The organism is Elioraea rosea, from assembly GCF_007644105.1.
In the GTDB taxonomy this organism is placed as follows: domain Bacteria; phylum Pseudomonadota; class Alphaproteobacteria; order Acetobacterales; family Acetobacteraceae; genus Elioraea_A; species Elioraea_A rosea.
Genome location: NZ_VFAC01000031.1, coordinates 19,821 through 31,482, shown reverse-complemented (window position 1 = coordinate 31,482; position 11,662 = coordinate 19,821). Strand labels below are relative to the sequence as shown.

13 protein-coding genes are annotated in these 11,662 nt (G+C 69.7%); 7 read left to right on the top strand and 6 right to left on the bottom strand.

What is annotated here, in order from left to right; genetic code table 11:
* Positions 1 to 2: 2 nt before the first annotated feature.
* From FIF60_RS16495 to FIF60_RS16470, 6 genes are all read left to right on the top strand, one after another.
* Positions 3 to 590, top strand: a complete 588-nt coding sequence (locus tag FIF60_RS16495) for an amino acid synthesis family protein (protein ID WP_144299389.1) — start codon at positions 3 to 5, stop codon at positions 588 to 590.
* 40 nt (positions 591 to 630) lie between these two features.
* Positions 631 to 1,842: an ABC transporter substrate-binding protein gene (locus FIF60_RS16490; protein ID WP_144299388.1), complete on the top strand. Its 1,212-nt coding sequence runs from the start codon at positions 631 to 633 to the stop codon at positions 1,840 to 1,842.
* Positions 1,843 to 1,908: 66 nt separating this feature from the next.
* The gene (locus FIF60_RS16485) at positions 1,909 to 3,774 is read left to right on the top strand and encodes an ABC transporter permease (protein WP_144299387.1); all 1,866 of its coding nucleotides are present in this window, start codon (positions 1,909 to 1,911) and stop codon (positions 3,772 to 3,774) included.
* A complete protein-coding gene (locus FIF60_RS16480) occupies positions 3,771 to 4,535 on the top strand; it encodes an ABC transporter ATP-binding protein (protein WP_144299386.1) in 765 nt (254 codons plus the stop codon). The genes FIF60_RS16485 and FIF60_RS16480 overlap by 4 nt, the downstream gene beginning before the upstream one ends.
* Before the next feature lie 2 nt (positions 4,536 to 4,537).
* Positions 4,538 to 5,242 carry an ABC transporter ATP-binding protein gene (locus tag FIF60_RS16475; RefSeq protein ID WP_144299385.1) on the top strand — a complete coding sequence of 235 codons (705 nt, stop codon included), beginning with the start codon at positions 4,538 to 4,540 and terminating at the stop codon, positions 5,240 to 5,242.
* Between the two features lie 179 nt (positions 5,243 to 5,421).
* Positions 5,422 to 6,144, top strand: a complete 723-nt coding sequence (locus tag FIF60_RS16470; RefSeq protein WP_144299384.1) for a hypothetical protein — start codon at positions 5,422 to 5,424, stop codon at positions 6,142 to 6,144.
* A gap of 9 nt (positions 6,145 to 6,153) precedes the next feature.
* Here the strand turns inward: FIF60_RS16470 and FIF60_RS16465 are convergent, their stop codons facing one another.
* The 6 genes from FIF60_RS16465 to FIF60_RS16440 all read right to left on the bottom strand — a co-directional run bounded on the left by FIF60_RS16465 (position 6,154) and on the right by FIF60_RS16440 (position 10,243).
* Positions 6,154 to 6,831 carry a GNAT family N-acetyltransferase gene (locus FIF60_RS16465; RefSeq protein WP_144299383.1) on the bottom strand — a complete coding sequence of 226 codons (678 nt, stop codon included), beginning with the start codon at positions 6,829 to 6,831 and terminating at the stop codon, positions 6,154 to 6,156.
* On the bottom strand, positions 6,828 to 7,049 hold the full coding sequence (locus tag FIF60_RS16460; protein ID WP_144299382.1) for a hypothetical protein: 222 nt from the start codon (positions 7,047 to 7,049) through the stop codon (positions 6,828 to 6,830). The genes FIF60_RS16465 and FIF60_RS16460 overlap by 4 nt, the downstream gene beginning before the upstream one ends.
* Positions 7,050 to 7,081: 32 nt before the next feature.
* The gene (locus tag FIF60_RS16455) at positions 7,082 to 8,275 is read right to left on the bottom strand and encodes an amidohydrolase family protein (protein ID WP_144299381.1); all 1,194 of its coding nucleotides are present in this window, start codon (positions 8,273 to 8,275) and stop codon (positions 7,082 to 7,084) included.
* Positions 8,276 to 8,358: 83 nt separating this feature from the next.
* Positions 8,359 to 9,192: a ferredoxin--NADP reductase gene (locus tag FIF60_RS16450; RefSeq protein ID WP_144299380.1), complete on the bottom strand. Its 834-nt coding sequence runs from the start codon at positions 9,190 to 9,192 to the stop codon at positions 8,359 to 8,361.
* Positions 9,189 to 9,704, bottom strand: a complete 516-nt coding sequence (locus tag FIF60_RS16445; RefSeq protein ID WP_144299379.1) for a MarR family winged helix-turn-helix transcriptional regulator — start codon at positions 9,702 to 9,704, stop codon at positions 9,189 to 9,191. The genes FIF60_RS16450 and FIF60_RS16445 overlap by 4 nt, the downstream gene beginning before the upstream one ends.
* A 131-nt stretch (positions 9,705 to 9,835) precedes the next feature.
* Complete coding sequence (locus FIF60_RS16440) at positions 9,836 to 10,243, bottom strand: DUF3106 domain-containing protein (protein ID WP_204251222.1); 408 nt, start codon at positions 10,241 to 10,243, stop codon at positions 9,836 to 9,838.
* Positions 10,244 to 10,494: 251 nt separating this feature from the next.
* Between FIF60_RS16440 and FIF60_RS16435 the strand changes: the two genes are divergently transcribed.
* Entirely contained in the window at positions 10,495 to 11,652 is a 1,158-nt protein-coding gene (locus FIF60_RS16435) for a TRAP transporter substrate-binding protein (RefSeq protein ID WP_144299377.1), read from the top strand.
* Positions 11,653 to 11,662 lie beyond the last annotated feature (10 nt).

Below are 11,662 nucleotides of genomic sequence, written 5' to 3'. Positions count from 1 at the left end.
GAATGGCCGATCCGCTGATCCGCAAGCTGCTCGTGACGGTGGAGGAAACGCACCGCGAGGCAGACGAGGCGCTCGGGCCGCCGACGCGCAAGGCTGCCGCCGTCGCCGTCATCGGCAATCCCTTCGCCGGCCGCTACGCGCCCGATCTCGAGGAGCTCGTCGAGGTCGGCGCGATGCTCGGCCAGCTTCTCGCCGAACGCGCCGTCGCCGCGCTCGGCATCGAAGGCGGCGAGGCGGAAAGCTATGGCAAGGCTGCGATCGTCGGCGAGGATGGCGAGCTCGAGCACGCAGCCGCCATCCTGCATCCGAAGCTGGGCGCGCCGGTGCGCGCCGTGCTCGAGAAAGGCGCCGCACTTATCCCGTCGGCCAAGAAGCGCGGCGGCATGGGCACCGCGATCGACGTGCCGCTCGGGCACAAGGACGCGGCCTACGTGCGCAGCCATTTCGACGCGATGGAGGTGCGGGTGCCGGACGCGCCGCGGCGGGACGAGATCGTCGTCGCGATCGTGGTGACCGACAGCGGCAGGCCGCTCGCCCGCATCGGCGGGCTCACGGTGGATCAGATCGAAGGCAAGGACGGGCTGCGCTAGAGTGGCACCCAAGAACGACAGGGACAGAGGGGACATCACGATGAGGATAACACGCCGCGGCGTTCTCGCCGCCTCCGCCGCCACGCTTGCCGCGCCCGCGCTCGTGCGCGCGCAGGGCACGCAGCCGATCAGGATCGGCGAGATCAACAGCTACACCACGCTTCCCGCCTTCACCGTTCCCTACCGCAATGGCTGGCAGCTCCGCGTGGAGCAGATCAACGCCGCGGGCGGCGTGCTCGGCCGGCCGCTCGAGGTGGTGTGGCGCGACGATGCCGGGCGGCCGCAGGATGCGGTTCGGCTCGCGGGCGAGCTGCTCGACAACGAGCGCGTCGACCTTCTGGCGGGAAGTTTCTTCTCGCATATCGGCCTGGCCGTGGCTGACTTCGCGCTGCAGAGGAAGCGCCTCTTCGTCGCCTCCGAGCCGCTGACCGATGCGCTCGTATGGGAGAAGGGCAACCGCTACACCTTCCGCCTGCGCCCCTCCACCTACATGCAGGCGGCGATGCTGGTCGAGGAAGCGGCGAAGCTTCCCGCCAAGCGCTGGGTCACGGTGTCGCCGAACTACGAATACGGCCAGTCGGCCGTGAAGTGGTTCAAGCAGCTTCTCTCCGCCAAGCGGCCGGACGTGGAGTTCGTCGCCGAGCAGTGGCCGGCCCTCGGGCGCATCGATGCCGGCGCGACGGTGCAGGCGCTCGCCCAGGCACGGCCGGAGGCGATCTACAACGTCACCTTCGGGCCCGACCTGACCAACTTCGTCCGCCAGGGCAACACGCGCGGGCTGTTCGAGCGCCGCTCGGTGGTGAGCCTCCTGACCGGCGAGCCTGAGTATCTCGACCCGCTGGCGGACGAGACGCCCGAGGGCTGGATCGTCACCGGCTATCCGTGGGACCAGATCAACACCCCCGAACACACCGCCTTCCGCGATGCGTATCGCGCGCGGTTCAACGACTATCCGCGGCTCGGCACCGTCGTCGGCTACGACACGATCTCGGCCATCGCCGAGGGGATCAGGAAGGCCGGAACGGTGGACAACGAGAAGGTGATCGATGCGATGAAGGGCATTCCCTTCACCTCCCCCTTCGGCGCCGTGACCTTCCGCGCGCTCGACCACCAGGCCACGCTCGGCGCCTATGTCGGCAAGACGGCGCTGAAGAACAACAAGGGCACGATGGTCGACTGGCGGTACGCGGACGGCGCGAACTACCTGCCGCCCGATGACGAGGTGCGGCGGATGCGGCCGCAGGGCGCGTAGCGACAGGACAATCGAGGCGGCCCGCGCGGCGACCGCGCGGGCCGTTTCCTTGCGGAGATCGCCTGCTTGGACTTCGTTCTGATCCAGTTCCTGACCGGCCTGTCGAACGCCTCGGCGCTGTTCCTCATCGCCTCGGGGCTCACGGTGATCTTCGGCGTCACGCGCATCGTGAACTTCGCGCATGGCAGCTTCTACATGCTCGGCGCCTACCTGGCGTGGACGATCGTCCGCGCGTTCTGGGACTGGGGCGGGCGCGAGCCCTATCTCTTCGTCCTCGGCGTGCTTGCCGCCGCCGTCGTTGTCGGGCTGATCGGCGTCGCGATGGAGATGACGCTTCTCCGCCGCATCTACCGCGCGCCGGAGCTGTTCCAGCTTCTCGCCACCTTCGGCGTGGTGCTGATGATCCAGGACGCGACGCTCGCGATCTGGGGGCCGGAGGACCTGCCGCTTCCCCGTCCGCCCTGGCTTCGCGCCTTCATTGACATCGCAGGCTCGCGCTTCCCGCGCTACGACCTGATCCTCGCGATCATCGGCCCGGTGGTGCTGGCGCTGCTGTGGCTGCTGTTCCACCGCACGCGCTTCGGCATCCTGGTGCGCGCCGCGACGCAGGACCGCGAGATGGTCGCAGCCCTCGGGGTCGACCAGAAGAAGCTGTTCTCCGGCGTGTTCTTCCTCGGCTCGGCCCTGGCGGGCCTCGGCGGCGCGCTCGTGCTTCCCTCGCAGTCGGCGAACCTGCAGATGGACCTCTCCATCATCGCAGAAGCGTTCGTCGTGGTCGTCGTCGGCGGCATGGGAAGCGTGACGGGCGCGTTCCTGGCGAGCCTGCTGATCGCGGAGGTGCAGGCCTTCGGCATCGTGCTCCTGCCGAAGATCACGCTCGTGCTCGTGTTCCTGGTGATGGCCGCTGTGCTGATGGTCCGCCCCTACGGGCTGCTCGGCAAGCCGCAGGCGCACGCGCGCGCGGCTTCCGGCGCGGTCGAGCCGACGCTGCGGCCCGCGCCCAACATCCTCGGGCTCGCCGGGCTTGCCGCGCTCCTGATCGCGGCCTCCGCGCCGTTCTGGGCGGGCGCCTACGCCATCACGGTTCTGATCGAACTCGCTGTGTTCGTTCTATTCGCCGCCTCGCTGCACCTGATGATGGGCCCGGGCGGCGTCGTCAGCTTCGGCCACGCGGCCTATTTCGGCCTCGGCGCCTACGGGGCCGCTCTCGGGCTGCGCTATCTCGCGCTGCCGATGGAGGCCGGGCTCGTCGCCGCGCCGCTCTTCGCCGGGTTTTTCGGCGTGGTGTTCGGCGTATTCGTCGTGCGCCTTTCCGGCGTCTATCTCGCGATGCTCACCCTTGCCTTCGCGCAGATCGTGTGGGCAGCGACCTTCCAGTGGGTCGACGTCACGGGCGGCGACAACGGCATCCTCGGCGTGTGGCCGTCCGCGTGGGCCGCCGACAAGTCGGTCTATCTCTGGCTCGCGCTCGCGCTCTGCATCGGCGGAACGCTTCTGCTCCGGCGCTTCGTGTTCTCGCCCTTCGGCTACGGGCTGCGCGCGGCGCGCGATTCCGAGCTCCGCGCCGAGGCGATCGGTCTCGACACCGCGCGGCTCCGCCTCGCCGCCTTCGCCATCGCCGCGGCAGCGGCGGGGCTCGCGGGCGGCGTCTACGCCTACGCCAAGGGATCGGTGTTCCCGACCTACATCTCCATCCCGAAATCGGTCGACGCGCTTTTGATGGTCCTGCTCGGCGGCGTGCAGACGGTGACCGGCCCCATCGTCGGCGCGATCGCCTATCACGGGCTGTTCGTCGGCATCCTGCAGGCGACCGCGTATTGGCGCGCCGCACTCGGGCTTGCCATCGTCGTGCTCGTGCTCGCCTTTCCGCAAGGCATCGCCGGCTTCGCCCGCGACCGCTGGGAGCGCGCCAGGGGTCTCGAGGCGGCATGAGCGCGCCCGTTCTCGAAGCCGTCTCGCTCGAGAAGCGCTTCGGCGGCGTCCATGCCGTCGCTGGCGTGTCGTTCCGGGTCGCGGCCGGCGAGATGCTCGCTCTGATCGGCCCGAACGGCGCAGGCAAGAGCACCTGCTTCAACCTGGTGAACGGCCAGCTCCGCGCCGATGGCGGGGAGGTGCGGCTCGGCGGGCAGTCCCTCGCGGGGCTCCGCCCGCGCGCGATCTGGCGCCTCGGCGTCGGGCGAACGTTCCAGATCACCGCGACCTTCGCCTCGATGACGGTGCGCGAGAACGTGCAGATGGCGCTGATCAGCCACCGCCGCATGCTCTGGTCGTTCCTCGCGCGCGCGACCGACCAGTTCCGCGCCGAGGCCGAGGCGCTGCTCGCGCAGGTCGGCATGGCGGAGCAGGCCGGACGGCCCTGCGGCGTGCTTGCCTATGGCGACCTCAAGCGCCTCGAGCTCGCCATCGCACTCGCCAATGACCCGAAGCTGCTGCTGATGGACGAGCCCACAGCCGGCATGGCGCCGAAGGAGCGCACGGCACTGATGGACCTGACGCGCGGCATCGTGCGCGCGCGCGGGCTCGCCTGCCTCTTCACCGAGCATGACATGGACGTGGTGTTCGGCCAGGCCGACCGCATCATCGTGATGAACCGGGGCCGGCTGATCGCGGAAGGCACGGCAGACCAGGTGCGCAACGACCCGGCCGTGCGCGAGGTGTATCTCGGCTCGGGCGCGACGAGCGGGGGGCACTGAGCATGCTCTCGGTCTCCCGCCTCAACGCCTTCTACGGCCGCGCGCATATCCTGCACGACGTATCGCTCGAGGCTGCGTCGGGCGAGGTGCTCGTGCTTCTCGGGCGGAACGGCGCGGGCAAGTCGACGACGATGAAGTCGATCATCGGCATCGTGCGGCCCGGCGCGGGAAGCTCGGTGACCTTCGCCGGCGCGGAGATGGCCGGCCGCCCGCCGCACGAGATCGCCCGCGCCGGGCTCGGCTACGTTCCGGAGGAGCGGCGCATCTTCACCGACCTCACCGTGATGGAGAATCTCGAGGTCGGCCGCCAGGCGCCGCGCGAGGGCCTCGCGCCATGGACGCCCGAGCGCCTCTTCGCGATCTTCCCCAATCTCGGCCGGATGCGCGACAGGCCCGGCGGGCGCATGAGCGGCGGCGAGCAGCAGATGCTGACGATCGCGCGCACGCTGATGGGCAACCCGCGGCTGATCCTGCTCGACGAGCCGTCGGAAGGGCTCGCGCCGGTGATCGTCGAGGAGATGGCCAACGCCATACGCCAGCTCAAGCAGGAGGGGCTCGCGGTGGTCCTGTCGGAGCAGAACCTGCACTTCGCGGCCAGGGTGGCGGACCGTGCGGTGATCATCGAGAAGGGCACCGTGCGCTGGCAGGGCACGCTCGCCACGCTCGAGGACGAGCCCGAGGTGAAGGCACAGTACCTCTCGGTGTGACCACGCGCGCGGAAACGTGCGCCGGGCGCGATTGATCCGCCTCACACCGCTGCAATCGTTCTCACACATAGTCTCGCGATGATGCCCGCAGGTTCCGCGCGCGCGGCGATGCCGCCAGCGCGGGCAGACGTGAAACCAGCGGAGGTCGGGAGCCGCGCTTCGACGAAAGGCGACGTGCGATGGGTACCTACTCGAAGGCCGCGGAGGCGGCGACGAAGGCGAAGGTCGATGCGGCGATCCTCGGCGGCGTGCCGCCCGGCGGGCTCAGCCTCACCGACGAGGGCTACCTCAAGGCGCTGATCAAGCATGTCTCGGGCGGGAAGGTCATCGTGGGCGGTGCCAGGCGCCTGCAGTTCTTCATCGTCAAGGGCGGCGGCGAAGGCTTCCTCGACGCGGCCTATGCAGGCATCGACGCGAGCCGCGTGACGGTGGGCGGCGGCATGACGACATCGGGCGCGGCCGGAACCGAGATCGTGTTCGACGACAACGACCTCATCATCGCCTTCGACAAGAGCGGCAAGCTCATCGCCGCGGCGCTCCTGCGCCGGCCGCTGTCGATCAAGCACCCCTCGATCTGGACGGAGCATACGGCGAACAAGGTGTACAACGCCTGGGACGGGCAGAGCGTGTCGCTGTACCGCAACACCAATTTCGACATCAAATACTTTGGCCTGATGATCGACGACAAGCTCGGCTACTACCGCACGGGCAAGGTGCGGATCGACCTTCACAAGGAAGAGGCGACGAACGGCTGCATCTTCATCCGCGACCCCGCAACGCCCGGCCTCGGCGAGCCAAACAAGCTCAACGCCTTCGAGCCCGAGTTCATCAAGAAGGTGCAGGCCGCGCTCGGCGCCCAGCGCGGATACAACATCGGAACGATGCGCGTCTTCAGCATCTGAGCCGCCGGCTCAGCCGCGGAACGAGGCCATCGACCGCTTCGCCACGCCCTTGTGGTCGAAGTTGCCGTCATCGAGCCAGGCGAGCATCGCCGCGCGGCAGGCCGGCCACTCGCTGTCGATGATCGAGTACCAGGCCGTGTCGCGCGACCGGCCCTTGATGATGCGGTGGTTGCGGTGCGTGCCCTCGTAGGTGAAGCCGAGCCGCTCGGCCGCGCGGCGGCTCGGCGCGTTCAGCGCGTGGCACTTCCACACAAGGCGGCGGTAGCCGAGATCGTCCATGGCATGGCGGAACAGCATCACCATCGCCTCGGTCGCCGCCCGGGTGCGCGACATCGAGGGCGAGAACCAGATGTGCCCCACCTCGATGTCGCCGTCCCCGGGGCGGATCTCCATGAAGGAGAGCCAGCCGGTGATCGTGCCCGAGACGTGGGGCCGCACGGCGAAGAACATCGGGTCGTGCATCGCCGCGAGCGCGCCGACCTGGCGGCGCATCGCCGCCTCGTCGGCAAAAGGGCCGTAGCCGAGATAGGCCCAGCTATCGTCCGCTCGCTGCGCGGCGCGCCAGAGATCGGGCACGTGGCGGACATGCAGCGGCTCGAGATCGACCGACCGGCCGCGATGGGCGATGCGTGCGGGAAGCGGGCGCGGCGTGGCGTCGACCTCCGGGCCGAGGGGCGCGCCGCTCACGATGCGCGCCCCTCGATCAGCGCAGCGATATCGCGTGTGTTCGCCATCGCTCGCTCGAGCCAGAGCTCCGCGTCGCCCAGCGCCTGGGCCCACCGTTCGTCGGAGCCGGGCACCGGCTCACCGGCGACCGCCCGGGCGACCGCCTGTTCAAGCATCGCAATGCGCATGTTCACCTCATGAGCCTCCTGGCGCGACATCCGCCAGAGCGAGGCCAGCATCCTTGCCCGGTCACTCCGATCCGCGTCATCGCTCACGAAACGACCTCCGGAACGCGCTCCGCAGGCGGCGTGTTGCGGCTTCGCCCGCAGCGCACGATTCCGTCGATTACCACCATGCCGATGCCCGGAAGGTCTCCCTTCCTGACGCTGTCGAGAAGGTCGGTCCCGGAGGAGTGCTGCGCGCGGTCCATCAGCACGACATCCGCCGCGCGGCCAGGCTCGATGATGCCGCAGTCGAGCTTGCGCATGCGCGCGGTGTTGCCGGTCGCGCAGGCGAAGACGAGCTCGGCCGGCATGTCGCCGAGCGAGGAGAGCATCGCGATCATGCGGAGGATCCCCAAGGGCTGGACGCCAGAGCCGGCGGGGCTGTCGGTGCCGAGGATCACCCGCTCGAGCTGGCCAAGTTCCTTGGCGAAGCGAAGCGCGGTGAGCCCGGCGAGCTCGTTGCCGTTGTGGACGATCTCGATGCCACGCCCGCAGCTCTCGCAGAGGCAGCGGATCTGCGAGAGAGGCAGCGCGGTGTGGCCGCCATTGATGTGGCCGATGATGTCGGCATCCGCCTCGAGCACCGTGTCGGCATCGATGTAGCCCGAGCCGGGAACGGAGGGCCCGCCTGTGTGGATGGTGCTCTGGATGCCGTGCTTGCGGGCCCAGGCGACCATCTGCTTGGCCTCCTCCCCCGCCTTCACCGTGCCGAGCCCGACCTCGCCGAGAAGCGTCACGCCGGCGGCGGCGAGCTCGGCGAAGTCGCTCTCCACCATGCCCTTCTCGATCACCGGCGCGCCGGCGAGGAGCTTCACCCCGCCGGGGCGGAAATTCTCGTAGGCGCGCTGCGCGGTGATGGCGAGCGCCTTGACGCCGATGATGTCGCGCGGCCGGCCTGGCAGGTGCACCTCGCCGGCCGAGATCATGGTCGTGACGCCGCCGTTCAGCATGCTGTCGATCCAGCCGAGCTGGTTCTGCCGCGGCGTCCAATCTCCGAACACGGGGTGCACATGGCTGTCGATCAGGCCGGGGCTCGCCGCGCAGCCCTTGGCGTCGATCGTGACGCGGGCGCCGTCGGTATCGACGTCCCTCTCGCGGCCGACGGCGACGATCCTGCCGCCTTCGGCGACCAGCGTGTCGGCATCGAGGATCGGCGCCTCGAGCTTGCCAGAGAGCATCAGCCCGACATTGCGGATGACGAGTCTACCGACCTGCTTCTCGGGCCCAGCGGCAAGCGCCATGGCTGATCTCCCCTTCCCGGCGCGGGAGTGTGGCCGCGACCGAAGGCAGGATCAATCGCCCGCGCGCGCTCTCGCGCGCGTCGTCACTTCTCGACGAAGGCCTTCTCGATCACGTAGGTGCCGGGCTTGCTCGAGGAGCCCTCGTCGAACCCGGCCTCCTCGGCGATGCGCCGGCAATCGACGAGCATCTCGGGGCCGCCACAGATCATGATGCGATCCCACGCAGGGTCGAACGGGCCGCGGCCGAGATGGTCGAAGAAGGCGCCGGAGGTGATCAGGTCGGTGATGCGGCCCTCGCGCCAGGGGCCAGCGCCGTCGCGCGTCACGGTCGGGTAGTAGGTGAGCTTGGCGGAGGCCTCCTCGCCGAGCAGCTCGTGCGCGGGAAGCTCCTTCTCGATCCAGTCGCGGTAGGCGAGCTCGCGGCCGAAGCGGCAGGTATGCGTCAGCACCACGCGGTCGAACCGCTCATAGGTCGCGGGGTCCTTGATGATCGACATGAACGGCGCGATGCCGGTGCCGGTCGAGAGAAGGAACAGCGCACGGCCAGGCACGAGATAGTCGATCACCAGCGTGCCGGTGGGCTTGCGGCCGACATAGAGCGCGTCGCCCGGGCGGACATGCATCAGCCGCGAGGTGAGCGGCCCGTCGGGCACCTTGATCGAGAGGAACTCGAGCGTGTCCTCGTAGTTCGCCGAGACCATCGAGTAGGCGCGGAGCAGCGGCTTGCCGTTGACGGGGATGCCGATCATCGCGAACTGCCCGTTCTCGAACCGGAACGAGGGGTCGCGCGTCGTCGTCAGCGTGAACAGCGTCTCGGTCCAGTGGTGCACGGTGAGCACCGTCTCGACGTTGAGGGCGCTCGTCGGCGCCGGGCGGGCGGCAGCCGCGAGGATGTCCGAGGGGGCGCGGTCGCTCATGCGAAAGCCATCCGTTGCAGGAGGTCGAGGAAGAGGTCGCGCTCCTCGTCGGAGAGCGGCGCGAGGGTCGCTTCGCTGATCGCGCACGCGGCCGGAAGCGCGGCGGCGACGGCTTCGCGGCCGGCTTGCGTGACGGAAAGCTTCAGCGTCCGGCGGTCGGCCGGGTCGGCGGCGCGGGAGACGAGGCCGCGCGCGATGAGGCGGCGGACCACGCCCTGGGTGGTCGCAGGGTCCATCGCCGTCAGACGGCCGAGCGCGTTCTGCGTCGCCTCGCCGAGGCCTGCGAGCTTGACCAGCGCGGCCCATTGCGTGGGCGTCAACGCCGCGTCGCTGCCCACCGCGTCGGCCAGCATGCCCTGGAACAGGGCGGCATGGCGCTGGTGCGCCCGGCGCAGGAGGTGGCCGACCTGGTGCTCGAGCACGTAGTCTGGCCCCGCCGCCTCGCGCGCGGCGTCCTCGCCACCCGGGCGGGGGCGTCTGTCTCGGCTTCGGAGGGCGGTGTCGTCTGCCATGCTCGGGTCCTGATCGTTTGTATACGAACGATCGGGTCGCCGATGCAAGAACCGAACGCGGCCCCGCCGCGGAACCTTCCGCGACGGGGCCTTTAGCCTGCGGGGTCAGCCCACGGGGTAAGGCCGCGGGGTCAGTTCTGGCGGGTTGCGGGGGCCTCGCGCTGCTTCTGCTCGCGATGGGCGCGGATGCGCTCGCGGGCCTGCGCCTGCTCTTCCGGGCTCATCGCCTCCCACCGTGCGCGGGCCTGGGCACGGGCCTGCTCGCGCTGCTCGGGGCTCATCGCCTCCCAGCGGGCGCGGGCCTGGGCACGAGCCTGCTCGCGCTGCTCGGGCGTCATCGCCTCCCAGCGCTTGCGGGCCTCCTCGCGGCGCGCGGCGCGCTGCTCGGGCGTGAGCTGCTCGCGCTGGGCTTCGGGGCGGGCGCCGCGCGGGAGTGCGGCATCGCCCGCCGGCTGGGCCATCGCGCCCGCTCCGGTAAGCAGTCCGGCAAGGCCGAGGGCGAGGGTGAGGGCGGCGCGGCGGGAGGGTCGTCGGGTCATCGGCATCGGTGTCTCCTTGCTTTCCCCGAAGTCCGGGATGTCGCGATCAGACACAGGGCGGGTGACAGGCGCATGCCGGGCTCGTTTCCGACCGCGGTGATCGTATAACCGCGCGTATCGGTGGGGAGCATGCCGCCGCGTGCGCCCCTCCGCGGCGCTTGTGCAACCTCGCGCGGTGTGGTTAAGCCCTGCGGAAGCCGGCAAACGGCAAATCTGCCAGCGGGTCAGCCGGCCGGGACAGGAGGACACGAATGACCAAGGGGACGACTCAGGGAGGCAAGCCCGCAGCGGGCCGCCGCCGCTTCATGGCGACTGCCGCGGTCGGCGGCGTTGCCGCGGCCGGCACGCTCGCCGCGCCGCAGGTCAGCCGCGCACAGACGGTGACGTGGCGCTTCCAGAGCACCTGGCCGCAGCGCGACATCTTCCATGAGTTCGCGCAGGACTATGTCACGCGCGTAAACACCATCGCTGGTGGCCGCCTTCGGCTCGAGCTGCTTGCCGCTGGCGCGGTCGTCGGCGCGTTCCAGCTCATCGATGCCGTCTCGTCCGGCACGCTCGATGGCGGCCATGGCGTCTCGGCCTACTGGTTCGGCAAGAACAAGGCGTTCAGCCTGTTCGGCACGGCGCCGCCGTGGTTCGGCGATGCCAACCAGTTTCTCGGCTGGTTCTACTACGGCGGCGGCGAGGCCCTCTACAACGAGCTGATCGGCGACATCCTCAAGGTGAACGTGGTCGGCTTCCAGACCGGGCCGATGCCGACGCAGCCGCTCGGCTGGTTCAAGAACCCGATCGAGCGTGCCGAGCAGATCCGCGGCCTGAAGTACCGCACCGTGGGTCTCGCGGCCGACCTGTTCAACGAGCTCGGCGCCGCCGTGGTGTCGCTGCCTGGCGGCGAGATCGTGCCCGCTCTCGAGCGCGGCGTGATCGACGGCGCGGAGTTCAACAACCCCTCCTCCGACCGCGTCCTCGGCTTCCCGGACGTGGCGAAGGTGTACATGATCCAGAGCTTCCACCAGCGCACCGAGACCTTCGAGGTGCTGTTCAACAAGCAGAAGTACGACGCGCTCCCGGCCGAGCTGAAGGGCGTGCTGCGGCATGCCTCCGAGGCCGCCTCGGCTGACATGAGCTGGAAGCAGCAGGACCGGTACTCCAAGGACCTGAACGAGATGGCGCAGACACAGGGGGTTCGCGTCATGACGACGCCCCGGCCAGTCCTCGAGGCCCAGCTCCGCGCCTGGGACGCCGTCATCCAGAAGCTCGAGGCCGACACCTCGTCGCCGGCCGCCGGCGCATTCTTCAAGAAGGTGTGCGACAGCCAGCGTGCCTGGTGCCGCCGGGTGCAGACCTTCTACCTGCGCTACGACGCATCGTCGGTTCTCTCGTTCAACCACTTCTTCGCCCGCGGTTGAGGGCGGACGG